Below are 24,535 nucleotides of genomic sequence, written 5' to 3'. Positions count from 1 at the left end.
TTTCGGTCATTGAGTTAGTGTAGTTGATGTCGCGAGGCGCTTTGAGCAATCAGTCGTTTTAAGTTAAGCGTAAAGGTGAAAGAGTCAGGGAGCGCTAGACTCACGCCCTTCCTGACTCTTGTATTTGAAATAGCGGGCGAGGCTTGAGGAACGAAACGCGCGCTTAACTCGCCTCTCGATTCTCGCCTCTTGTCCTAGATCTTAAACACCAGACTTCATCACACGCGCCTTGAAAGTACGCCCTTTCATCTTACCAGTCTGTAGTTGCTTAAGTGCCGGTTTCACCACATCATGCTCTAACGCGACGTAAGACACCATCGCCAGGATGTTGATCTTACCGATACGTTTACCATCGATGCCGGCTTGCTTAGTCAGTGCGCCGAGGATATCGCCTGCACGTACCTTTTGCTTCTTGCCGCCAAGGATTTGGATGGTTTGCATCTTTGGATAGAAAGGACGCTCAACGGGCTTCTCTGGCAGTTGTGCTGGCGAGATGGCGATGTCCATGTATTCATCGATTCGCGCAACGCGGTAGGCTTCTTTCTCACTGTAGAAACTATAGGCGCAGCCCTTTGAGCCTGCACGACCCGTACGGCCGATACGGTGTACGTGAACCTCAGGGTCACGTGATAGCTCAAAGTTGAATACCGCATCAAGGTTATCAACATCGAGACCACGTGCAGCGACATCGGTTGCGACTAAGATAGAGATGCTCTTGTTAGCAAACATCGTCAGCGCGCGTTCACGCTCACGCTGCTCCATATCACCGTGCAGCTCAACCACACTAAAGCCGCGGTGAAGCAGCTCATCCGTAACGTTCTGTACTTCTTTTTTGGTATTACAGAAGACCACTGACGATTCTGGCTTATGAGTCAGCAGCAAGGCCTCCAGCGCGTCATCACGTTCTTCGGTGGTGTCTAGCTGGTAGAAACGCTGCTCGATGGTTGAGCCTTGGTGAGTCGACTCCACCTTGACCATCACTGGCTGCTTAAGCACTTTGGCTGAAAGCGCTTCAATATTATCTGGGAAGGTCGCACTGAACAGCAGTGTCTGACGCTCGGCAGGTGCCTGGGCGATGATCGCATCAATCGCATCCTCAAAGCCCATCTCTAGCATTCGATCTGCTTCGTCAAGCACCAGTGTATTGAGCTCATCTAGGTTAATTCGACCTTTAGACAGGTGATCCAAGATGCGCCCCGGTGTACCAACCAGAATGTGCGCGCCGTGCTCAAGTGAGCCAATTTGTGGCCCCATTGGCATACCGCCACACAGGGTTAGCACTTTAATGTTGTGAATGCCGCGCGCCAGGGTGCGGATCTCTTTGGCCACTTGATCAGCCAGCTCACGTGTTGGGCACAGCACCAAAGTCTGCACGCGAAAGCGAGCAACATTCAGATTACTTAACAGGCCAAGCGAGAAGGTCGCGGTTTTACCCGAGCCAGTTTTGCCTTGGCCAATCACGTCCTGTCCCTCTAGCACCACAGGCAATGCCTGCTGCTGGATGGGGGTCATATCGGTATAACCTAGGCTATCCAGCGTGCCGAGCAGCTCAGGTCGTAGGTTCAGAGATTTAAATGAAGTACTCAAAGTCGTGTCCTTTAGCGGGAGACCAATCAGGTACGCGATATCGGGCGCACCTAGTTAGCATAGAAAATAAAAGCCGCTTCAGAGGAAGCGGCTTGAAAAATTTTATCGGTTAATCGCTGATTAACGTAAGCCGTGGAGGAACTCAGCGCGAGTTGCAGAGTTGCTCTTAAAAATGCCACCCAGTGCCGTGGTGGTGGTCACGCTGGTTGCATCCATTACGCCACGTGATTTAACGCAAAAGTGAGTCGCGTCAATCGTTACCGCGACATCATCAGATTCAAGCAAGGTTTGCAGCGCAACCAAAATCTGCTGGGTCATGCGCTCTTGCACTTGTGGACGCTGAGCAAAGAAGCGCACGATGCGATTGATCTTCGACAAGCCAATGATCTTGCCGCGCGGGATGTAAGCCACCGCTGCTTTACCGTCAATCGTAACTAGGTGGTGTTCACAGGTACTGGTCAGGGTGATATCTTTAACACGCACCATCTCGCTGACATCCATCTTGTTTTCGATTACTGTGATTTTGGGGAAATTCTGGTAGTCCAAACCCGAGAAAATTTCATCGACAAACATCTTCGCCACGCGGCGTGGTGTCTCTTCTAACGAGTCATCAGTGAGGTCAAGCTCAAGTAAAGATAGAATTTCACGCATATGGTGTTCTATGCGCTCCTTCTTTTCGTCGCTGCCAAGAGAATTAGCGTTCATTGGCGTCTCTTGCCCTCGCTCCTCAAGTGCTGCTTTAACGAGTTTTGCCGATTCACTTAGACCTGTCATTCCACTACCTTCTGATGTTGCCCATTGCGGATGGCTGACAAGAATACTCGCATTTAATCACAATTACACCCACTATTTATTGACAATCCACGTCAAGATGCTGACTTGTCTGTAATTCATGCTCAAACCGCATCTTGAAGTTACTTGGGTATCGCAAGGGTTATGCAGCCTTTGTGCAAAGGGTTATCGAGTGGTACAGTTGGTGCCACAATAATGAAAAAAATAGGAAGTCTCATGGGATGCTGTGATGCACCAGGCCTGATGCCTATCGAAGATGCCGTGAACACAATGCTCAACGCGGTAACACCAATTTCAACCACACAAAGTCTGCCCCTACCCCAAGCTCTCGGCTTTGTCCTCGCCGAGGATATCCTCTCACCCATCTTTGTGCCGCCATTTGCTAACTCGGCGATGGACGGTTATGCGATCCGGATTGCAGATCTCAAAGGCACCGACACCTTACCTATGGCCGGTAAATCCTTTGCAGGTCAGCCTTATGAGGGAGACTGGCCGCAGGGCACCTGCGTGAGGATCATGACCGGTGGTGAGATCCCAACCGGCTGCGATGCGGTAGTTATGCAGGAGCAAACACAAGTCACACCGCAAGGTATCGTGTTTACCAACCGCGAGATCCGGGATCAGCAGAACATTCGCCCTGTTGGTGAAGATATCGCCAAGGGCGCGATTGTGCTGCCAAAAGGTGCGCGTTTGACCCCACGTGATATTCCAATGATCGCCTCTTTGGGTATCGCTGAGGTGCGTGTTTTGCGTAAACCTAAGGTAGCGTTTTTCTCTACCGGGGATGAGTTGCGTGCGCTGGGTGAGCCACTCGAGCCTGGACAGATATATGACAGCAACCGCTATGGGCTGGCGGCATTGATTGAAAAGTTTGGCTGTGAACCACTCGACCTTGGCGTGGTGCCAGACTGCCGAGAAACGCTGCAAGCCACCTTTGAGCGTGCTCAAGCACAAGCCGACTTGGTTGTGACCTCTGGTGGTGTGAGCGTCGGTGAGGCCGACTATACCAAAGAGATCTTGGGCCAAGTCGGTACGATCAACTTCTGGAAGCTGGCGATGAAGCCCGGCAAGCCGTTTGCGTTTGGCACCCTTAATAACGCCCTATTTTGCGGTCTGCCCGGCAACCCTGTCTCTGCCATGCTGACCTTCTATGTTTTGGTCCAACCGCTGATCGCCAAACTCGCCGGTCACAGTCAATGGCAGGCAGAGCCTTTTATTCCTGCCATCACCAAGCAAGGGTTTAAAAAGACCCCAGGACGAACTGAGTATCAGCGTGGCATCTATAAGCTAGAGGATGGCCAGTTTGTGGTTGAGTCCACTGGCAATCAAAGCTCTGGCGCATTTCGCTCAATGAGCCTTGCTAACTGCTTTGTAGTGTTAGAGCGCGAACGAGGCCGCGTTGAGGTCGGTGAGACGGTCCAAATTCAGTTGTTTAACGCCAACCTATATTAGGAAGACGCAATGGAGATCCTGTCTGACCAAGAGCTTATCCGCTATAACCGTCAAATCATCTTACGTGATTTCGATTTTGACGGCCAAGAGGCACTCAAACAAGCCAGTATCCTGATCATTGGTGCTGGTGGCCTAGGCTGCGCCTCCAGCCAATACCTTGTCACCGCCGGGGTGGGTCAACTGACTCTGGTTGACGACGACGTGGTTGAGCTCTCCAACCTGCAGCGCCAAGTGCTGCATCAAGACCAAGATGTTGGCGTGCTTAAGACCCAATCGGCTCAAGCGTCGTTGAGCCAGCTCAACCCGTACACACAAATTGCCACCGTCGATAAGCGACTCGACGACAAAGAGCTTGCTCAGCTGATAGCAAGCCATCAGTTGGTGATTGATGCCAGTGACAACTTAGCCACACGCAACCAGCTCAACCGGCTGTGTTATAACAGTAAGACACCGCTCGTCTCCGGCGCAGCAATCCGCATGGAAGGCCAGATCAGCGTCTTTACCTACCAAGATGATGAGCAGCCATGCTATCAGTGCCTGAGTGCACTGTTTGGTGACACCAACTTAAGCTGTGTAGAGACGGGCGTGATGGCACCGGTTGTTGGCATCATTGGTGCCATGCAGGCGATGGAAGCGATTAAAGTGATTGCCAGTTACGGCCAGGTGAAACAAGGTAAGTTATTGATCCTCGATGCCCTTTCAATGTCATGGCGCGAGCTTAATCTGAATAAAATGCCCAACTGCCCAGTGTGCGGCAATCAATCATAACGAACAATTCAAAGCAAAGGAGTGACACAATGAGCCCGCTGGTTAGCGCAAAATGGTTAAAGGATAACCTCGATAACCCTAACCTAGTCTTGCTTGATGCAAGCATCGACTTTCAGATCCCAACAGAGACAGAAAAGGACAAGGTCAACCTAATCCCTAATTCTCGTCGCTTCGACTACGACAGTGAGTTTTGTGACCCGAACTCAGCATTGCCTCATATGATGCCGAGCGAGGCACGCTTTAATGCCTTAGCGCAGGCGCTGGGAATCAATAACTCCTCGTTGATTGTGGTGTACGACAACGCGGGCACCTTTGCCTCGCCGCGTGCTTATTGGATGTTTAAAGCCATGGGACATCAAGAGGTTGTGATACTCAATGGCGGTTTGACAGCCTGGAAAGCACAAGGTTACACCGTCACTCAGTCCTATCTATCAGATATCGTTGCGGGTGACTTTGAGGGGCAATATCAAGGCCAGTGGTTCGTTGACGCCGATTATGTTGAGCAGCAGATTGACGCGAAGGACAGTACCACCATCGATGCCAGAGGAAAGCCGCGCTTTTTAGGAACGGTGGCCGAGCCGCGCGAGGGCGTCCGCGCAGGTCATATCCCCAACTCGGTTTGCTTGCCCTTTGCCGAGCTTATCGATGGTCACCAATTCAAAGCTGTCAGTGACATCGAGCCTTTGCTGCATTCATTGGTAACCGATCGCAATCAACAGATCATTTTTAGTTGCGGCTCAGGCGTCACTGCCTGCATCCTCTCCGTTGCCGCGCAGTTGTGCGGATATCACGACCTGCGCGTCTACGATGGCTCTTGGACTGAATGGGGACAAGACCACAACCGCCCTATCGCCTAATTAAGATTAGTTTAAATGCAATCTGTCAGTTCCATTGACTCGATGTGACTAGAGCTGACAGGTTGGCCAAAATCAGTACTGCGACGAACCGTTTTGGCGCTATCGCTCGATAGCGAGCTGTTGTTACCTTGAAGCAGTGATGTCCTGCTTGGTAGACATTGCATCTCAAATGACGAGCGGACTGATACGATCAAAGATGAGTTAAGCAAAAAACGAAAACATTTATTCACCTGTTGGTATTTCACTCTTTGAGCGCTTTTAAACCCCTGTCGAATTTTTGATTTACTTTGTGTAATCTGGAGACCTCGATACGCCAATGTTTAGTGGAAAGGTGATTTGTTAGCATGGCTTGTAAAATACGGAACATTAGTCAGGATTATTGGACTAGCCCACTCACACCCTATCTGACGGTAAGGACAACTCGAGATAGTACCCAGGGGTACAAAGCCCATTATCACCCGGAGCTATCTATTGGGATCATGCTTACTGGTCAAACATCTTTGACTCTAGGTAATACAACTATGCTCTTAAACGAAGGTGATTTGGTTGTTATTGAGCCTAATATGGTTCACGCCTGCAATCCTGTCGATAGCAATCCTAGAAGCTACCACATGCTTTACATAGATAATCAGTGGTGTTGTAACGCGTTATCGAAGCTGTTTGGTTACGAAGTCAAAAGCTTCAAAGTAGACCATAGTTTGTTGTGCGACAATGCGGGTAAACTCGATATTAAAAATTCAGTCTCTATGCTCATTGAATGCGAATCACAGCACATGGCATCGTCAATCGAAAACTCAATACTCGATCTATTAGGTCAATACTGTTCACCCTACATTGATGACAATAGTGATGAGCTAGCTTACAAAGTTAGAGAGTTGCTTCTAAAAGATGTTGAACACGCCCCACAGCTTGAAGCTATCGCCTACCAGCTTGGGTACAGTCCAGAAACCCTAATTAGAAAATTCAAAAGACAATTTGGGATCACTCCCAAGTCATTTCTCAGCAACTACCGGGTTGAGAAAGCAAAGGTGCTTTTGAAAGGAGGGATGGAAATCACCGATGTCGCTAATGAGCTAGGTTTTTTTGACCAGAGTCAGTTACACCGGGCCTTTGTGACTTATACCGCATCAACTCCGGGTCAATATCAACTTATAAAGTCAATTTTCGACAATAATGAATAAACAAGATACTGCATAGTCGTTGGGTGTTTTAAATGGATGCTCAAATATGTCTTACTCTACTTTTTTCCCTATTGCGTTTCCGGCATTGGCTATTGCTCATTTTCTAGCGTTATTAAGTCCTGGCCAAGACTTTTTCCTAATCGTTGCTCACTCTATACGTTACAGACTGCAAGGGAGTCGCTTCATTTGCTTAGGTGTTGCTCTAGGGAATGGATTCTATATTGGAGTTGCAATATTTGGTTGGAAGATTCTTCGTGATAATCAGGCTATCTATCTGATGGTTGAAGTTATCGGTGGGCTATGGCTTCTGTGGTTAGGATCTGCTCTGCTAAGAAGTAAAAAACGCAATGCTGATTTTAACTTAGAGCAAATACAAGTACCGTCAGTCCTTAACCAGTTAGTCCTAGGTTTTAACTCAGCAATACTCAACCCCAAGAATGCGCTATTCTATATGAGTCTAATGACCGTCATCCTGGGAAAAGATGTTACGCTGACTCAGCAACTATCATGTGGATTGTGGATGTTTTTTGCGGTTCTAGCTTGGGACTTGTTGGTTGCATCTATTATTGGTCAGCCTAGCGTGCAAAGGCCCTTATCGAACTATATCCATATAGTCGAAAGAGTAGCTGGACTGGTTCTTTTCTTCTTTGGACTCTCACTGTTTGTTGGCTATTTGCGTTAGATTTAGTCCATGCTGCGCTATAAATCCATCATGCCCACTTCGTCAATCACAAGGGCCCTGAAGCTTTACAGTCCTATTGAGCTGACTGGTTAGCAAACGCTACAATCGGCCTTAATTTAAGTAATCTCTATGAATCACACATAAATTGAGGTTTAAATTGCATGGCCTTTGGGAAGAATCATGATTCTTGGAATTCTTATGTGATCGGGCTTCTCTAATACTTCAATAACGGCGTCAGCTATATCTTGTGGTTGCAATGCATGGGAAATGTTCAACAGCTCCTTGGGATGAACATCCCACTCTGAGTGCAGGTTTGTTTGGACAAGACCTGGTTCAATACATGTTATTTTTACGTCTGTATCTGACAGCTCCATTCGTAGTGCTTCCGCAAGGGCTTCAAGAGCATAATTACAGCCTGCATACGCTCCTGAACTTTCCCGTGTTTTTGTCCCAAGAACACTAGAAGTAATAAAAATATGTCCACGCCCTTTTGATTTGAAGTATTTCGCAAAGGTATATACAAGCCTAAACCCCGATTCAACTTTTAGTCGAACCATACTGCAAATTTTGTCAATATCAACATTCTCAATATCTCCTGACTCAATTACACCTGCATTGACGAACACCGCATCAACAGCCCCAAGTTCAGATAATGAGTATTCCAATATTTTCTCAATCTCTCCATCCACGGTAAGATCGCAGCTAAATGGGTATATCAGCTCAGATGGTGCATATTTGTCATTGGCAGATCGACCAACCGCGACAACTTTATTGCGACGATTGGTTAATGCGGAGGTTATAGCCTCACCTATTCCGCTAGTAGATCCAGTAACAACCGCAATCATGCTCTCTCCTCACTAAATAACCATCTGAATATGTTGAACAATATCACTTCCCACACCAACCTACCAAACAAAAAGAACGAAATCTATCCGACTATTACATCAGACTTCTGTAAGCGTTGACCGATAGATTTGTCGAACCAATTGTGCGCCTAAAATACCAATCGTTGCCCAGAAAGCGCCATGAGCAAGAGCACCGATGAGCAAAGCAGCGAGCAATAGACGAAAACTGTGACTGACCGCTGATAGAGCATAGCTATTGGTGCTAACTCAGTAGCAACTAACGTAAATGACGCGATACCAGGCATAAAAACAGCGGTCCAGATGTGTCACAGTTTGCATAATTTAATGGGCTCAAGCGTTCACTCCCTTCATACCTTCAGTTGTATAACGCTCGCCTACCGGCTCAAACTCGCGTACAGCTGATTCAATACGTGCCAGTTCCGCTGCCGTTAATACCACATCATGAGCCCCCATGTTATCAATCAAATGCTTTATCTTCTTTGTACCAGGAATAGGTACTATGTCAGGCCCCTGGGCTAATAACCATGCCAATGCAATTTGCGCCGAAGAGCATGACTTACTGCTGGCCATGTTAGCGACAACCTCCGTTAGGGGACGGTTTGCTCTTAGATTATCTGGGGTAAATCTCGGTAGTGATTGCCTCGCATCTTGAGAGTTAAAGTCGCTGTCAGGCGTTATATTCCCGGTCAAAAAGCCACGCCCCAATGGCGAATAAGGGACAAAACCAATACCTAATTCTCTACATGTTGGCAAAACATCTCGTTCCACATCACGGGTCCACAGTGAATACTCGGTCTGTACTGCACTAATTGGATGAACGGCGTGGGCTTTTCTCAGTGTACTTGCGCTGACCTCGGACAAGCCAATATTCGCAATTTTCCCCTCCTTGACTAACTGAGACAACGTGTAGATGGTTGCTTCTATCGGTACATTAGGGTCTAGTCGATGGATATAGTACAAGTCGATGCATTCGACGCCTAAGCGACATAGTGAACTCTCGCAAGCACGCCGAATATAATCTGGACTGTTATCAATTACTCGTTGGTACTCCCCAGGGCGGCGTACAATTCCGCACTTAGTCGCAACTCTGATTTCAGCACTGCTTTGTTTCAAGAACTCTCCAAGTAACTGCTCGTTATGATAATGACCATAAGTATCCGCCGTGTCGAAAAATGTGCAGCCGAGATCAATAGCTTTGTGGAGCACCGCTTTGGATTCAGCGTCATTTCTAGGTCCATAGAACTCGCTCATACCCATACAGCCCAACCCTATCTCGGACACTTCAAGACTTTGACCTAATACACGTTTCTTCATCAGTAATTTCCCTTGGTTTGCGTTGAGATATTCAGTATATTTTTCAAAAATGGAGATTTATATGCATACAAACCGCAATCAGATTTCCGAAAATGGAAACCAGAACAACACCCCTTCTTTGAATTGGGATGATGTCAGGATATTTCTCACCATCGCAAGAGAAGGCACATTGAGTCGCGCAGCAAAGCGATTAAATTTGGGGATTGCCACCACTTCTCGACGCTTAGAGCGTCTAGAATTGGCTCTACAGATCCGCCTATTTACGCGAGATCAACAGGGCTACACATTAACCGATGAAGGCAGGGATATGGTTTTACCGGCTGAAGCTTTAGAACAAGCTGGCTTTGCTTTGGGAGAGGCTACTTATCGTAACAACGATGAAGTGGCAGGTCATGTAAGGCTGGCGACAGCACAAGGACTAGCAGATCACCTCATTATTCCTGCTATGCCAACACTTATAGCTGATCATCCAAATTTAACCGTTGAGTTAGTCACGAGCGTATCCACCGTTAACCTGCACCGACGTGACGCTGATATCGCCTTGCGTATGGTAAGGCCGGAACGAGGTAATGTGAGCATCCGTAGACTAGGTACACTGGGGTTTGGGCTCTATGCCTCACAGGACTACGTAAACAATAGAAAAACCTCAGGCACCACTAACCTGTCTTTCGAACATGATGATTTCATCGGATGGTCTGAAATACAGCAAAATTTGCCCGCAGCACAATGGTTAACAAAAATGTCAAAAGGCAAGCCGTATCGCTTAACCACAACCAGCCTATCGGCACAAATGAGCGCCGTAGAGGCGGGAATTGGCATGGCCATACTCCCTCATTTCTTGTGTAAGAACAAAGGGCTGGTTTGTGTTCAAGGAGATGTAGGCTGTGATCAGCCTATTTGGCTAGCTATTCACTCCGATTTAGCATATTCACGCAGAGTCAGAGCCGTTGCCGATTTTCTGGATACACTTATTTCCAACAACCAGCAATTGTTATCGCCATATTAGGGCTCACTGTTTGCTGGACATTACACGGTACTAGAATTCTAGGACAACATTACTTCTTAAGTAATCTATTAGATTAGAAGCCCTCCTGCTGAGGAGCTGACGTCTATGCCAAACAACATAAGCATGACGATCTCTTCCATGATTTACAGTTGGCAGTTCGTAACTCGGGACAGCCCAATTTCAGTTTATGCTCGACAAGCAGGCGAGCACGTCTTTACTGGTTTTGCCCAAATTTCCCCTGTGTGATGTGCTTCTTGAATTATTGATTTATCAACCGACACTGCCAAGTTATCTATCATTCGTCACATTTGGCTATCGCTTCTCTATATCATTGATTTGTATTACTTACTTCTTAAATTCGGTGTGTAATGATTGCTAGGTTGTTCAGACGCACGTCAAGTGCCCCTTGCCACGATGAATGTTCTGTACTTATGTGAGCTCAATAACAAACTTGATTAGAAGTCTAAGTATTACTGGTAACTAGGTAACGTAGTCCAAATAGGTAACAAATGCATACGCTTAAAGAATACCCGATAAATCTGCATGAGATGTATAAAGCACGCAAGATCATTAGTGAGTTTATGAAACCATCACCTCTGATCAAGTATGATAGCCTATCGAATCAACTAGGATTCGAGGCCTATATTAAGCACGAAAATCAGAACATAACCGGTAGTTTCAAAATAAGAGGTGGCATCAATATCATGTCACATCTCAAAGAAAGGCAGGTAAGCGGTGTTGTAACTTTCTCAACTGGGAACCATGGTTTATCTGTTGCTGCTTCTGCAAAGTTATTTAACCTTCCATCCATTGTTGTTGTGCCAGTAGGAGCTAACCCAACAAAGATTGACCTTATAAAAAGGGCTGGTGCTGAAGTTATTGAAGCCGGTAGGAACTTTGATGAAGCATCAGAGGTGGTTTTTGAGATAAACAAGACTAAAGGTTACTACTATATACACCCAGCAAATGAGCCACTACTTGTAAATGGAGTTGGCACGGAGTTTCTAGAAATACTTGATGAAATTCCCGACCTTGACGCAATTATACTGCCATTAGGTGGAGGGAGTGAGGTTGCATCGGCTGTTGTAGCGCTAAAATCAATTGCTCCCCATGTGAGTATTTATGCAGTTCAAGCTGAACTTTCGTGCGCAGCTTATCAATCATGGTGTCGCAATGAAATAGTCAGCAGCTCCAATCATACATTTGCAGGCGGCTTCGCTACAGGTACCGCATACAAAACAACTTTTGATCTTTACCGAGATAAGCTAGACGATTTCATACTGCTATCTGAAGAAGAAATTGTACAAGGGATTGCCCTTGCTGCATTTCATACAAAGAACATAGTCGAGGGTGCTGGTAGCTCGACGATAATGGCCGCCGCAAAGTTGAGAGAAGAGCTTGCAGGAAAAAAAGTGGTATTGCAATTCAGTGGTGCTAATCCGTCTGATAGCGAAATTAAACTAGCTTCCAAACTTAGCTGTTTTTATGACGGTTTAATAATGTAATTTATATCAGCGAGTTGATTTAGAGTAAGCAGTTTAATATCAAGTTGGTCTTCGAGCCTGATGACTACCGGTATTTTGAAGACTCGGATTCTAAGCGGAGTGAGCAGAGAACATGAAGATCAAAAAGAAGTTAATGCTAGTAATCACGATCTCCTTTTTGTGTTTTGGATGTGATCAGGGAACGAAAACTCTAGCTTCTAACTATCTACCAAGGTTAGAGATGGACAGTTACCTTAATGATTTTTTGCGTGTTGGATATACTGAAAACATGGGGGCATTTCTAGGTATTGGCAGCTCCTTACCAAGTGATTATCATTTCGTCGCTTTCTTTGTAGTAGTGAGCCTGATTCTGTTAGCGTTACTTCTTTATATCTTTTATTCAGGCAGCCTAACCTCAAAAAGTGTTGTTGCTTTGTCTCTGCTTCTATCAGGTGGGGTTAGTAACTTGTTCGATCGATTCGTTAACGATGGCGCTGTAATTGATTTCTTAAACATTGGCGTTGGAACACTTAGAACTGGCATTTTTAATCTAGCTGATATCGCTATTGTCACAGGAGCTGCTCTGCTAGTCGTTAACTCGAAGAACAGCTCTTTTGAGTAGAAGTTGTATTTGTAGCCGGCAAGAAGTTGAGCAATGCCACAGATTTTCCGCTAAATACTCGCTTAGCAAAATCTATAGTCCACTTTTGTCCAAAACTTTTGCTGACTGGCACCACGGCATTATTGTACAGGTCAACTAGAGCAAACCAGTCATGGCTTGCCTGCGGACTTATAGCTTTAGTATGAAATACAACTACTGCATAGCATGTGAGGGCATTTGCTCATCTAAGTTAAGCACCGTTAAGGCATTACTCACGCTCGTGGCGATCACATCGATCGCCCCGGTGCGAAGCGCGCCGAGCAGCGCCAAAGGCTTGCTGTTTTCCGCTGCGATCGCTATCACTTCTGAAATCGCGGAGTACTCCTCGATCCCCAGGCCAATCACGCGATCGTTCATCACCGTATCAGCAATTCGCCCATCGATGGTAAAGAAATCGTAGCCTGCAAAGTCCCCAACTACGCCCTGATGTAGGCGAGACTGAACCACCTCTTCTGGAGTAAACCAGCCCAAGTCAACCATATAGCTGTTTTCACTCATATCACCAACCCCTACCAAGGCAACATCGGCTCTGCGTGCAATGTCCAGCGTCTGTTTAATGGTCGAGTTTTGTAAAAAGGCATTTTTTTGCTCGCGGTTTTCGGCGTAGGCTGGCGCGTAGAGAGTTTCCGAGCTGCCGCCATATTTTTTGGCAAATTGACGACAGATATGGTCGGCATTGTACATCCCGCCTTTAGGGTGAATCCCACCGATCCCACAGACAAATTTACAGTCTTTCTCAGTGTTGACCCCAATATGATGAGCAATTGATGATACGTTGCGCCCCTGCCCAACCGTTACCACCATGCCATTGGCCAAACTCGCATCCAAATAGCCAGACACTAAGCCTGCCACCAGCGTTCGTTGCTGCTCTTCTAGTGGGTGGTCGAGTGCAATTAAGGCACGTTTTATACCAAATCGCTCAATCAAGCGCTGCTCAATCTTGGCACTGAAGACTGGGTGGTACTTGACCGTGATCTCGACAATCCCTTCATCACGCGCCATTTTGAGCATTCGACCCACTTTTGCCCTAGAAATAGAAAACTTCTTAGAGATTTCTTCTTGTGTTGCACCATCTTGATAATAGGCGACCGCAATCTCAGTCAGTAAGTCCGTCGTATTGGAATCGATTGTCGACATAGTATTTCTCAACCTCGGTACGTCATTAGTGTTTTTAAACTTCCCAGTGCGCAAGCAATTGCTCAGCCAGAAGACATTTGCTGCTGCCGGGCAAATACTATTACATTTGTTTACTGGTAATACAAATGCTCACAGTGCGATTATGTGTCTTTTTGGTGACAACTGGCTGAGATTGCTCGGAATTTGCACACTTTTTGTCGCGGCAGCTTACTTTTTTTCGTTTCGGTCTAAAATTATTTTGGTTTCCGACGTCAAGCATTGACATTAAATCTGGTTAGGATAAATATGGATTTATCAAATACTCATTGGCCGAGCAATTGCTCAACCACAATTGAGCACTGAGAAAGTACTCGCAGACAAGGGCTCTAAACATAGTAATTTCTGCCCGCTGCAATAAAAATAATTAAAGCCCGTAAGTGGTTTACTGCATTAGAGATAGGAAGACGAAAATGACGAACAAGCTAGAGCAACTACGCAAACTAACAACGGTTGTCGCGGACACGGGTGAAATCGATGCGATCAAGAAGTACCAACCGCAAGATGCCACCACCAACCCTTCATTGATCCTCAAAGCGGCGCAGCTAGAAGAGTATGCCCCACTGATAGACCAAGCGATCAGCTACGCCAAATCTAGTGGCGGGGACACTGTGCAGCAAGTTGAAGCAGCCTGTGACATGCTGGCGGTTAATATTGGTAAAGAAATTCTTGCCACTATCCCAGGTCGTATTTCAACTGAAGTCGATGCTCGCCTGTCTTACGATACTGACGCGAGCGTGGCGAAAGCACGCCAATTGATCAAGATGTATAACGATGCGGGCATCACTAACGACCGCATCCTTATCAAGCTGGCCTCAACTTGGGAAGGTATCCGTGCAGCGGAGATCCTTGAAAAAGAAGGCATCAACTGTAACCTGACCCTGCTGTTTTCATTCGCTCAAGCGCGCGCTTGTGCAGAAGCGGGCGTTTTCCTTATCTCGCCATTTGTTGGTCGTATTATGGACTGGTACAAAGCCAAAGAAGGCCGTGATTTCGCGCCTCAAGAAGACCCTGGCGTACTGTCTGTGACCAGCATCTACAACTACTATAAACAGCATGGCTACAACACCGTTGTGATGGGGGCTAGCTTCCGCAATATCGGCGAGATTCTCGAGCTAGCTGGCTGTGACCGCCTGACTATCTCACCGGCTCTGCTTGCTGAGCTAGAAGCTGCTGAGGGTGTGGTTGAGACCAAGCTTGCGCCAGCAGGTGATACTCAAGCAAGTCCGGCAGCTATGACGCATGCTGAGTTCCTATGGGAACACAACCAAGATGCAATGGCCGTGGAAAAACTGGCTGAAGGTATCCGTAACTTCGCGATTGACCAAGGCAAGCTTGAAACTATGATTGAGGCTAAGCTGTAATCCAGTCACTGAATTTACCTACCAAGGTGGCAGGCAAAGATGACTTTAGTCTGCCAGTTTGGTGAATAACAGAGAGTGTTATCAAGAGTTGTAATAAGCAAACCGCACTCCCCCTACTCTACTAAATCGGTATCACAATATGGATCGTAAACATCTCGCAAATGCTATTCGTGCTCTGAGCATGGATGGCGTACAGAAGGCCAATTCCGGTCACCCTGGTGCCCCAATGGGCATGGCAGACATCGCTGAAGTGCTGTGGCGCTCTCACCTCAATCACAACCCACAAAACCCAGATTGGGCTAACCGTGACCGCTTTGTGCTGTCGAATGGTCACGGCTCGATGCTGCTTTACTCTTTGCTTCACTTGACGGGTTATGAACTGCCGATTGAAGAGCTGAAGAATTTCCGTCAACTGCACTCGAAAACTCCGGGCCACCCAGAGTACGGTTATGCTCCGGGGATTGAGACAACCACTGGCCCACTCGGTCAAGGGATCTCAAACGCTGTCGGCATGGCAATCGCCGAAAAAGCCCTTGCCGCCCAATTCAACCAGCCGGGTCACGACATCGTCGACCATTACACCTATGCCTTTTTGGGTGATGGCTGTCTAATGGAAGGTATTTCACACGAGGCATGTTCACTTGCAGGTACCCTTGGACTAGGTAAGCTGATCGCCTTTTGGGACGATAACGGTATCTCGATTGATGGTCATGTAGAAGGCTGGTTCTCTGACGATACGCCAAAACGCTTTGAGGCTTATGGTTGGCATGTCATTCCAGCAGTAGACGGTCACGATCCACAAGCGGTTAACGCAGCGATTGAAGCAGCCAAAGCCGACCCACGCCCTACTCTAGTGTGCACCAAAACCATCATCGGCTTTGGCTCACCGAATAAATCAGGCTCACACGACTGTCACGGTGCCCCACTGGGAGAAGCCGAGGTTGCTGCAGCACGTGAGTTCCTTGGTTGGGAACACGGCCCATTTGAAATCCCAGCGGATGTTTATGCCAATTGGGATGCGAAAGATGCCGGTGCTGCAAAAGAGGCCGCTTGGGAAGAGAAGTTAGCCGCTTATCAGGCTGCCTACCCAGAACTTGCTGCCGACTTTAAACGTCGTATCAATGGCGAGTTACCTGACAACTGGCAGCAGTATGCAGAACAAGTGATTAATGACTTACAAGCAAACCCAGCCAACATCGCCTCTCGCAAAGCATCACAAAATGCGCTCGAAGCCTTTGGTAAAATTTTGCCAGAGTTTATGGGCGGCTCTGCTGATCTTGCTCCCTCTAACCTAACGATTTGGTCTGGCTCGAAATCACTTGAAGCCAATGACTTTGCCGGTAACTACATCCATTATGGAGTGCGTGAGTTCGGCATGACCGCGATCATGAACGGTATCGCATTGCACGGCGGTTTTGTCACCTACGGCGCGACCTTCTTGATGTTTATGGAATACGCGCGTAATGCGATGCGCATGGCCGCGCTGATGAAAGTGCAAAACATTCAAGTCTACACTCACGATTCAATTGGTCTTGGTGAAGATGGTCCAACCCACCAGCCTGTTGAACAGATGGCAGCACTGCGCCTAACGCCAAATATGAGCACTTGGCGCCCTTGTGATCAGGTTGAATCTGCTGTTGCTTGGAAGCTTGCCATTGAACGCAAAGATGCACCTACCGCTCTGATTTTCTCGCGTCAGAACCTGGCTCAACAAGAGCGCAATCAATCGCAGGTTGCCGACATTGCCAAAGGTGGTTATGTACTTAAAGACTGCGCAGGCAAGCCTGAGCTTATCTTGATTGCAACAGGCTCTGAGGTCTCACTGGTGGTTGAAGCAGCTGAGCAGCTGGCCGCTCAAGGCAAAAATGTACGCGTAGTATCAATGCCATCAACTGATACCTTTGATGCCCAAGATGCCGCCTACCGTGAACAAGTTCTGCCATCAGATGTGACAGCCCGCATTGCCGTTGAAGCTGGTATTGCGGATTACTGGTATAAGTACGTTGGCTTCGATGGTCGTATCATCGGCATGACCACCTTTGGTGAATCAGCACCAGCGGGCGAGCTGTTTAAATTATTTGGCTTTACTGTTGCTAATGTGCTTGAAACTGCTCAGGAGCTGTTAGCTTAGCTATTAGTAACAACGCTCGTTAGCAAATATTGGGTTAAAAATGCACACACCTCTCAGTGTGTGCATTTTTTAGTCTTCAAAGGTGAAATGGCCGTTGCACAGTTGATCAATGTTGCTTGTTCATCCACTGCTAGTGTGAACGATTGCGCTAACTGATCAGGTTCACCTAGCGGTTTCGATGAGACTCCAATCCAATCTGGTAGCAGGTGAAGGCTTGAATCGCATTGCTCTTCACGAGCAACTTTGGTCACATTATTGGTATCGGCTCGAAGCCGAACAGGCCCTGTAAAGAATCTTAGCTATCTCTTTCATCATAAACTTTGCGTGCCTGTTTGATTTCTTCCTGATGATCATCTGCCCATGTAACAAGCTGATAAAGTGGCTTAACCAGATCTCTTCCCAGCTCCGTCAGTGCGTATTCAACTCGAACTGGCACTTCAGGATACACCGTCCGATTGACATAACCCTCTCGTTCTAAATCACGCAGAGTTTGCGTTAGCATACGCTGAGAGATCCCCTCAATTCTTGATTTCAATGCATTGAACCGATCAGAGCCGTCAACCAGAGCGAAGAGGATAAGTAGTGACCACTTATCACCGATCTGCGCCACTATGCTTCGAACTGGGCAATCCGGTCTATTATGAAAAACCCGTCTGTCTGATTGCTTTGCTATCACCATATTTATTCTCCTGATTCCCAGTTACCTCAATGTGCCTTACTAATATATTAGTACCTCCTTGTAATGCAAGTTACTTTTGAATACTTAGGTTATTAATCTATACTTTGAAAGTAAAACGACCAAAGGAGTGACTTATGTATAAAGCAATTGCCCTATCTATTCTTTTGCTATGTAGTAAAGCAACCTATGCACAAACCGAAGATTCACTGAAAATTGATCTCTTGTCGCTGGCCAAGGATAACTGGACAGAGCAAGAGCGAAATAATGCAGAATTGGTGACGGATTTCGTTCAAAACCTAATGAATGATCACAATTTTGACTACGTCATGGACAATTATGACGACAGTTCTTATCTACAACACAACCGTAACCTACCGGATAAAATGACAGGCTTAGTCGGCTTTTTGAAAGAGTTCGTCGAGGAGTATCCCGATTACACTTATGATGTGAAGCATATCTTGGTTGACGGCGACTATGTCATTTTTCATTCTCATGCAACGCTTAACAAAAAAGACCGGGGAAATGATCAAAAGGGAATGAATATTATTGATATCTGGCGTATTAAGGAAGGGAGAATCGTAGAGCACTGGGATTCAATCCAAGCTCTTGATTTCTCTATGAGAGTCTATTCTCTTATCAGTGGCGGTGATATCGCCAATGCCAATGGCGTTTTCTGACTCATTTCAGGCGAAATATCTCAGTGGCGACTAATGATAGGATTAGAATGACACCCAAGTAGCCTCAAGAGGTAGGTTCGGCGATTTTTGCTTGGCTTGTAGCCAGCCCCGGGCAGCATGCCAAGCAACATTTGCTTTTTTTTGCTAACTAAGCCAAATGACGGCCTCTAAATCTGTCGCCTTAACTCTGCACTATCAAGCAATATGGACTGAGGTACCACTCTCGACTAGTGCCTTGATTTGCTCTTCTTCTATTCCATTGTCCGTGATCAAAGCTTCAAACACATTGATTGGTAGAGCATTGTGCAGGGATATATTGCCAAACTTAGCTGAGTCGGAAACCAACACCTTGCGCTTAGCCATCTGGGCAATGGCCTGCTTCACGGTGACTTTGTCCTCTGCTGGGGTCGATATACCGTTTGCACTAAACCCGGAGGTCGAAACAAAGGCAAGATCGATATTGAAACTACGGATAGCATCTGCCACCCGCTGGCCAACAAATGAGCCATTTTGGTGATCAAGCTTACCGCCGGTGCAATAGACCTCGCACTGCCCGTTTTCCATCAGGTAATTGGTAATGGCAATATCATTGGTGATCACCACAACATCACTGCGCCCCTCAAGTAAAAAGGCAATTTCGGCCGTTGTGGTACCGGCATCCAAATATAGGGTTTTGGCTTGTCCAATCAAGGAGAGTGCAGTGTTAGCAATAGCGACTTTCTGAGGGTGGCGGATTTTTGCTTTGTGGGTACGAGGCAGCTCACGACTGGTCGAAGCCATTGCTTTTACCCCCCCTTTCACCGCCGCAACCCGATAATCGGCCTCGAGCTTTTCAATGTCCCGACGAATAGTCATGTGTGACACATTGAGCTTTTCCGAAAGCTCGGCAATACTCACGAACTCTTTGTCTTCTAGGACTTTTAATATTTCACTGTGGCGTTGTAACTGCAACATAGACGCATCCCTTTACATATGAAATCACATTTTATCACAGAAATTCACACAAGGTAATTCCCCTAATCAATTAGCTCCTCGAACATTGCTGGCCTCACAACTCTGTTAACTTTTGTGATCAACCAATCAAAGATCAACTTACAATGTTAATTGTTGTTCATTTTTCACAATAATTAACATACAGTGCGCTTATCGACAGAATGATTAATGGAGAAAAGGCTATGTTTGTCGTCCAGGTTAACCTGACAATTCCCAACCATTTTGCAGCATCGTTCCAGAAACTGCTGCTCGAAAATGCCAATGCAACACTCAAAGAACCGGGGTGTGATTGCTTCGAGGTTTCAGTCAACCACAGCGACACTGCGGCCACTTTTCTCTTGTATGAAAAATACCACCACCCCCGCGATTTTGATTTCCACCTTACCACCGATCATTTCAAAGCATTCGATACAGAAACTGCACATATGGTCGGCGAGAAAGTGGTGAACACTTTCGAACTTTTACCTTCTGCTGAATAACCGGAGCGCCCATGAAAACCTTCAATATTGCTGTGATGCCTGGCGACGGCATCGGCCATGAAATCACCCCACCAGCATTGAATCTTTTGCAATTTGTTGCCAATAAGCATGGTATTCATTTGGAATTTGACCATATCGATGCAGGAGCACAATACTATGCCGATACGGGTGATGCCTTCCCTGAGCCACACTTCGAACGCGCCGCTGCTGCAGATGCCATTTTCCTTGGTGCAATGGGCTTGCCGGATATTCGCTACCCGGACGGTACTGAAATCGGTCCCCAGCATGATCTGCGCAAACGCCTTGGGCTTTATGCCGGTGTGCGGCCTTGTCGCACCCTGCCAAACCTACCACTGCCCTTAATTGATCAACGCAGCAAAAAACTCGACTTCGTTATCGTTCGCGAATCAACAGAAGGGTTGTTTGCCTTCCCGCGCGGCCACGAGCTTGATGACGATGAGTATGCGCACAACCTAATGCGGATATCCAAAACCGTTTCCGACAAGCTGTACGATTTCTCGTTCCGCCTCGCGCAACGCCGCCACCGTCAGGGGCGCGGTCATAACCTGGTAACCCACATCGATAAAGCCAATGTACTGTCCTCACAGCACAAGGCCCGTCAATGGTTCTATCAAATCGCAGAGCAGTACCCCGAAGTCAAATCAGCTCACCAGTATGTCGACTTCGCTGCCCTCGACATGGTTCGCCGCCCATGGGAGTTCGATGTGATGCCGACGGAGAATCAGTATGGCGATATCCTATCTGATCTTGCTGCCGGCCTGATGGGCGGTATGGGAATGGCACCAAGTGCCGAGATCGGCGACAACCACGCCGTCTTCCAACCTTGCCATGGCTCGGCACCCGATATCATGGGTCAGGCCAAAGCTAACCCAACCGCGATGATCCTGTCCGGTGCTATGATGCTGGATTACCTCAGCGACAAATTCGATTGCCCACAAGCCGCTGTTGCAGGACAAGAACTCGACCAGGCTGTCGAGCAAGCCTATGCCACTGGTACGCTCCTACCTTACGAACTAGGCGGTACCTCGGGCCTAAACGAAATCGTTAGTGAAGTTCGTCGCCAACTAGGCATGTAAACCATAGGAGTCAGCATGAAATTAGGAATTATCGCTGACGACTACACTGGCGGCACCGATGCCGCCAGCTTCGTGGTCAATGCGGGATTGCGCACTATTCAGGTCAATGGTATTCCGGACAGGACAGTCACCGCCGGGCTGCCAGACGATATCGATGCCATTGTGGTGAGCTTAAAAAGCCGCAGCGAACCAAAACAAGATGCTATCAACCATAGCCTGGCTGCCTATCGTTGGCTCAAGGCCCAAGGCTGCAACCAGATCCAGCTCAAGTACTGTTCAACCTTTGACAGCACTACCGATGGCAATATTGGCCCTGTTACGGATGCCTTGCTCGAGGAAGCCGGCTTGACCAGCACCATTGTTTGCCCTTCGCTGCCGATCAATGGCCGTCAGGTGTTTTTCGGCAACCTATTTGTAAAGGGTGTACCACTCAATGAGTCCGGTATGAAAAACCATCCGCTGACCCCAATGCATGATGCCAACCTAATGCGCCTGATGGATAGCCAAAGTCAAGGCCGCTCGGCATTAATTGACTTCCAGATAATAGAAAAAGGCTGCGAAGCGGTACGTCGTCGTTTTACCCAGCTTAGCAATGAGGGCTACCGGTATATCGTCGTTGATGCGTTTAACGACAATCACCTCGATGTGTTGGGCAAAGCCTTCCACGACCTGGCATTAATTACTGGCGGTTCGGGGATCTCTGGCGGTATTGCGAAACATCGACAGCCGAAAAGTTTTGGCGAAACAAGCGTTCCGCTACCCGAGGCGGCAAAAGCAGTGGTGATCAGCGGCTCTTGCTCAACCCAAACCAACCTTCAAGTCAGCAGGTATGAAGCTGTGGCGCCTAGCCTGAAGCTAGACCTCGACGAGGTAATGAGCAACTCAGGTTACCCGCAGATACTAGCCAATTGGGTGGAAGCAAACAGCCACCAGCGTTACGCCCCCATGGTGCGAGCAACCGTGGATGCCACTGAGCTTGCCTTCATCCGCCAGCACTACCCGGAAGATATCTCGCTGCTGATCGAACAGGTCTTCGGGCAACTAGTAAGTGAGTTAAGCGCAAGGGGCTTCAAAAATTTCATTGCCGCAGGCGGTGAAACTTCTGGCTCTGTCACTAGGGCATTGGATGTGGGTGCGCTTGAAATCGGTGTCACCATTGCAGCCGGTGTTCCCTGGGTACGAGTTAGCAACCATGACTACTACCTCGCTTTGAAATCAGGCAATTTCGGTAGCCCAGATTTTTTCCAGCAAGCCCAGGATATGTTTTTACCTAAACTTGAGGAGACGTGCTAATGGACGCTCAAGCACTACGGCAACTAATGGTCGAACAGGGCCGCTCGCTGTTTAACAGGGGGTTTACCACAGGTGGGGGTGGTAACCTTTCACTCAAATTGCCAAATGGCAATATCCTGACAACTCCAACAGGCTCCAGCCTTGGTCGCCTCAACGCCGATACCCTGTCGGAAGTGACGATCGACGGCACCCACATCAGTGGTGATCGTCCCTCGAAAGAAGCTGGTTTTCACCTTGCGGTGTACCTTAGCAATCAAACAGTCAATGGTATTGTCCATTTGCACTCGACCTACCTAACCGCGCTCTCTGTCAGAGCCGATCTTGACGTTGATAATGCGATAAAAGCTTTCACTCCTTACTACGTGATGCGGATCGGAGCATTGCCCGTGGTCCCCTATTTTGCTCCCGGCTCTGCGCGTCTCAACGATACAATTGGTTCGCTGACCGCACAGGGACACAAGGCAGTCCTATTGGCCAACCATGGCCCTGTCGTTACCGGCACGGATTTTCTCGACGCCGTAGACAATGCCGAAGAACTGGAGGAAACCGCCAAGCTTGCCTGGCTATTACAGGGCCAACCCGTGAAATACCTAACAGATACAGAGGTCAGCGAACTGACCCATAAGAGAAAGTAATTCGCTCTACACATAATAACGACTGGTCATTAACCAGCGCCATAACGTGAACGAAAAGGAAAAGTAAAGAATGACTGATGCCTCTATTACCCTGCTCATATTATGTTTTACCATCTTTATGTTCGTCACCGAAAAGCTTCCCCTCGGTGTCACCGCCATGCTTTCGGCCGTTTTATTGGTCTTTTTTGGGGTACTCTCCCCCCAAGAGGCCTTTGACCAGATCGCCAACAAGAATATTGTCCTGATTGTCAGTATGCTGATCATCGGAGCTGCCTTGTTCGAAACCGGTATGGCAGACCGAATAGGTAACATGGTTAAGAAAGTTGCCCGTACCGAAAACCAGCTCATTGCTGCAACCATGATCTTGTGCGGTATTATGAGTGCCTTTCTGTCCAATACGGGAACTGCCGTCGTGCTTATTCCAGTGATTGTCGGAATGAGCATTGGCCTGAAATACTGCTCCAAAACCTTATTGATGCCGATTACCATTAGTTGTTCTATCGGCGGGATCATTAGTTTGGTAGGCCAGCCTGCCAATCTATTGGGAAATGGCCACATACAGAATTTTGGCCATGAACCTTTCTCGTTCTTTTCGTTTGGCACTGTCGGTGTACCTATGCTGCTCGTTGCCGTGGCTTACTACATCCTGATTGGCAAACGCTTTCTAAGCTCACAAGTACACAAAGGTGCTGAAAAGACCGAAACACAAAGCAATGACCATCACAACGTCCCTGCTTGGAAACAATACTTGTCCCTTGCGACCCTGATCACTGCAGTGATCGGCATGGTCCTTGGCAAAAGTGTCACTGGATTTGATCTTCATGTTATCGCTTCGATTGGCGCAGTCAGCTTAATCATAACCGGCGTGCTCAATGAAAAACAGGCCTACAAAGCCATCGACCTCGGCGTTGTTTTCCTCCTCGCAGGGATGCTGGCAATGGCTATCGCACTCGGAAAATCCGGTGCTGGTGCCATGATCGCCGAAAACTTGGTTGGCTTGCTGGGCGAAAGTCCCAGCGGCTACGGCCTGATGGTGACCATGCTGCTGCTCGCTACCGTGATGACCAACATTATGAGCAACACGGCTACCGGTGCCCTGCTTATTCCAATTGCCTACAGCCTTGCCGTTCAGATTGGTGTCAACCCAGTCGGCATCGTCTTTGCTGTCATCATCGGTACTTCACAGTGCTTCTGTATGGTAATGGGGCAACCTGCCAATCCTTTGGCGATGTCAGCATCCAAACGTCATGACGGATCCGGTGGTCTGAGCTTCACCGATTTTGTCAAAGTCGGCACACCATTGGCGGCTATCAACACTGTACTGGCGATTATGGTTATCCCAATGGTATTCCCGATGTAACAAT

The 24,535-nt window shown here is 47.6% G+C and carries 23 protein-coding genes; 16 read left to right on the top strand and 7 right to left on the bottom strand.

Annotated elements, in window-relative coordinates; all coding sequences use genetic code 11:
• Positions 1–201: 201 nt before the first annotated feature.
• On the bottom strand, positions 202–1,587 hold the full coding sequence (dbpA, locus tag ACZ5R2_RS19545; RefSeq protein ID WP_464902942.1) for an ATP-dependent RNA helicase DbpA: 1,386 nt from the start codon (positions 1,585–1,587) through the stop codon (positions 202–204).
• 120 nt (positions 1,588–1,707) lie between these two features.
• Positions 1,708–2,361 (bottom strand): GTP cyclohydrolase I FolE, encoded by a 654-nt coding sequence (gene folE, locus ACZ5R2_RS19540; RefSeq protein ID WP_438460872.1) that lies wholly within the window; start codon positions 2,359–2,361, stop codon positions 1,708–1,710.
• A gap of 234 nt (positions 2,362–2,595) precedes the next feature.
• Here folE and moeA point away from each other — a divergent pair, with 234 nt between their 5' ends.
• From moeA to ACZ5R2_RS19515, 5 genes are all read left to right on the top strand, one after another.
• Positions 2,596–3,831, top strand: a complete 1,236-nt coding sequence (gene moeA, locus ACZ5R2_RS19535; protein ID WP_464903663.1) for a molybdopterin molybdotransferase MoeA — start codon at positions 2,596–2,598, stop codon at positions 3,829–3,831.
• A gap of 9 nt (positions 3,832–3,840) precedes the next feature.
• The gene (gene moeB, locus ACZ5R2_RS19530) at positions 3,841–4,599 is read left to right on the top strand and encodes a molybdopterin-synthase adenylyltransferase MoeB (RefSeq protein ID WP_464902943.1); all 759 of its coding nucleotides are present in this window, start codon (positions 3,841–3,843) and stop codon (positions 4,597–4,599) included.
• 29 nt (positions 4,600–4,628) lie between these two features.
• Positions 4,629–5,456: a sulfurtransferase gene (locus ACZ5R2_RS19525; RefSeq protein WP_464902944.1), complete on the top strand. Its 828-nt coding sequence runs from the start codon at positions 4,629–4,631 to the stop codon at positions 5,454–5,456.
• 344 nt (positions 5,457–5,800) lie between these two features.
• Entirely contained in the window at positions 5,801–6,637 is an 837-nt protein-coding gene (locus ACZ5R2_RS19520) for an AraC family transcriptional regulator (RefSeq protein WP_464902945.1), read from the top strand.
• A 46-nt stretch (positions 6,638–6,683) separates the two neighbouring features.
• Complete coding sequence (locus ACZ5R2_RS19515) at positions 6,684–7,319, top strand: LysE family translocator (protein WP_464902946.1); 636 nt, start codon at positions 6,684–6,686, stop codon at positions 7,317–7,319.
• Positions 7,320–7,471: 152 nt separating this feature from the next.
• Here the strand turns inward: ACZ5R2_RS19515 and ACZ5R2_RS19510 are convergent, their stop codons facing one another.
• A complete protein-coding gene (locus ACZ5R2_RS19510; RefSeq protein ID WP_464902947.1) occupies positions 7,472–8,164 on the bottom strand; it encodes an SDR family oxidoreductase in 693 nt (230 codons plus the stop codon).
• Positions 8,165–8,515: 351 nt separating this feature from the next.
• Complete coding sequence (locus ACZ5R2_RS19505; RefSeq protein WP_464902948.1) at positions 8,516–9,499, bottom strand: aldo/keto reductase; 984 nt, start codon at positions 9,497–9,499, stop codon at positions 8,516–8,518.
• 61 nt (positions 9,500–9,560) lie between these two features.
• On the opposite strand from ACZ5R2_RS19505, the gene ACZ5R2_RS19500 reads away from it, so the two are divergent.
• The 3 genes from ACZ5R2_RS19500 (at position 9,561) to lspA (ending at position 12,611) form a co-directional block, all read left to right on the top strand.
• Positions 9,561–10,505, top strand: a complete 945-nt coding sequence (locus ACZ5R2_RS19500; protein WP_464902949.1) for a LysR family transcriptional regulator — start codon at positions 9,561–9,563, stop codon at positions 10,503–10,505.
• Between the two features lie 509 nt (positions 10,506–11,014).
• On the top strand, positions 11,015–12,010 hold the full coding sequence (locus ACZ5R2_RS19495; RefSeq protein ID WP_464902950.1) for a threonine ammonia-lyase: 996 nt from the start codon (positions 11,015–11,017) through the stop codon (positions 12,008–12,010).
• A gap of 112 nt (positions 12,011–12,122) precedes the next feature.
• Positions 12,123–12,611, top strand: coding sequence for a signal peptidase II (lspA, locus tag ACZ5R2_RS19490; protein WP_464902951.1), 489 nt, complete (start codon positions 12,123–12,125; stop codon positions 12,609–12,611).
• 192 nt (positions 12,612–12,803) lie between these two features.
• Here lspA and ACZ5R2_RS19485 read toward each other — a convergent pair whose 3' ends face one another.
• Positions 12,804–13,787: a sugar-binding transcriptional regulator gene (locus tag ACZ5R2_RS19485; RefSeq protein ID WP_464902952.1), complete on the bottom strand. Its 984-nt coding sequence runs from the start codon at positions 13,785–13,787 to the stop codon at positions 12,804–12,806.
• 449 nt (positions 13,788–14,236) lie between these two features.
• On the opposite strand from ACZ5R2_RS19485, the gene tal reads away from it, so the two are divergent.
• Both tal and tkt read left to right on the top strand, forming a co-directional pair.
• A complete protein-coding gene (gene tal / locus ACZ5R2_RS19480; RefSeq protein ID WP_464902953.1) occupies positions 14,237–15,187 on the top strand; it encodes a transaldolase in 951 nt (316 codons plus the stop codon).
• A gap of 139 nt (positions 15,188–15,326) precedes the next feature.
• Positions 15,327–17,318 (top strand): transketolase, encoded by a 1,992-nt coding sequence (tkt, locus tag ACZ5R2_RS19475; RefSeq protein WP_464902954.1) that lies wholly within the window; start codon positions 15,327–15,329, stop codon positions 17,316–17,318.
• 295 nt (positions 17,319–17,613) lie between these two features.
• Here the strand turns inward: tkt and ACZ5R2_RS19470 are convergent, their stop codons facing one another.
• Positions 17,614–17,997, bottom strand: a complete 384-nt coding sequence (locus tag ACZ5R2_RS19470) for a winged helix-turn-helix transcriptional regulator (RefSeq protein WP_464902955.1) — start codon at positions 17,995–17,997, stop codon at positions 17,614–17,616.
• A 134-nt stretch (positions 17,998–18,131) separates the two neighbouring features.
• Between ACZ5R2_RS19470 and ACZ5R2_RS19465 the strand changes: the two genes are divergently transcribed.
• Complete coding sequence (locus tag ACZ5R2_RS19465) at positions 18,132–18,674, top strand: nuclear transport factor 2 family protein (protein ID WP_464902956.1); 543 nt, start codon at positions 18,132–18,134, stop codon at positions 18,672–18,674.
• Between the two features lie 195 nt (positions 18,675–18,869).
• On the opposite strand, the gene ACZ5R2_RS19460 is transcribed toward ACZ5R2_RS19465, so the two are convergent.
• A complete protein-coding gene (locus ACZ5R2_RS19460; RefSeq protein WP_464902957.1) occupies positions 18,870–19,628 on the bottom strand; it encodes a DeoR/GlpR family DNA-binding transcription regulator in 759 nt (252 codons plus the stop codon).
• Positions 19,629–19,849: 221 nt separating this feature from the next.
• On the opposite strand from ACZ5R2_RS19460, the gene ACZ5R2_RS19455 reads away from it, so the two are divergent.
• From ACZ5R2_RS19455 to ACZ5R2_RS19435, 5 genes are all read left to right on the top strand, one after another.
• The gene (locus ACZ5R2_RS19455; protein WP_464919439.1) at positions 19,850–20,146 is read left to right on the top strand and encodes a putative quinol monooxygenase; all 297 of its coding nucleotides are present in this window, start codon (positions 19,850–19,852) and stop codon (positions 20,144–20,146) included.
• 11 nt (positions 20,147–20,157) lie between these two features.
• Positions 20,158–21,243, top strand: coding sequence for an isocitrate/isopropylmalate dehydrogenase family protein (locus tag ACZ5R2_RS19450; protein ID WP_464902959.1), 1,086 nt, complete (start codon positions 20,158–20,160; stop codon positions 21,241–21,243).
• Between the two features lie 15 nt (positions 21,244–21,258).
• On the top strand, positions 21,259–22,536 hold the full coding sequence (otnK, locus tag ACZ5R2_RS19445; protein ID WP_464902960.1) for a 3-oxo-tetronate kinase: 1,278 nt from the start codon (positions 21,259–21,261) through the stop codon (positions 22,534–22,536).
• Positions 22,536–23,171: a 3-oxo-tetronate 4-phosphate decarboxylase gene (otnC, locus tag ACZ5R2_RS19440; RefSeq protein ID WP_464902961.1), complete on the top strand. Its 636-nt coding sequence runs from the start codon at positions 22,536–22,538 to the stop codon at positions 23,169–23,171. The genes otnK and otnC overlap by 1 nt, the downstream gene beginning before the upstream one ends.
• 70 nt (positions 23,172–23,241) lie before the next feature.
• Positions 23,242–24,531 carry an SLC13 family permease gene (locus ACZ5R2_RS19435; RefSeq protein ID WP_464902962.1) on the top strand — a complete coding sequence of 430 codons (1,290 nt, stop codon included), beginning with the start codon at positions 23,242–23,244 and terminating at the stop codon, positions 24,529–24,531.
• Positions 24,532–24,535 lie beyond the last annotated feature (4 nt).

The organism is Vibrio sabulosilitoris (assembly GCF_055391395.1).
The sequence above is the reverse complement of the archived record's forward strand: the minus strand, read 5'-3'. Positions and strand labels throughout refer to the sequence as shown.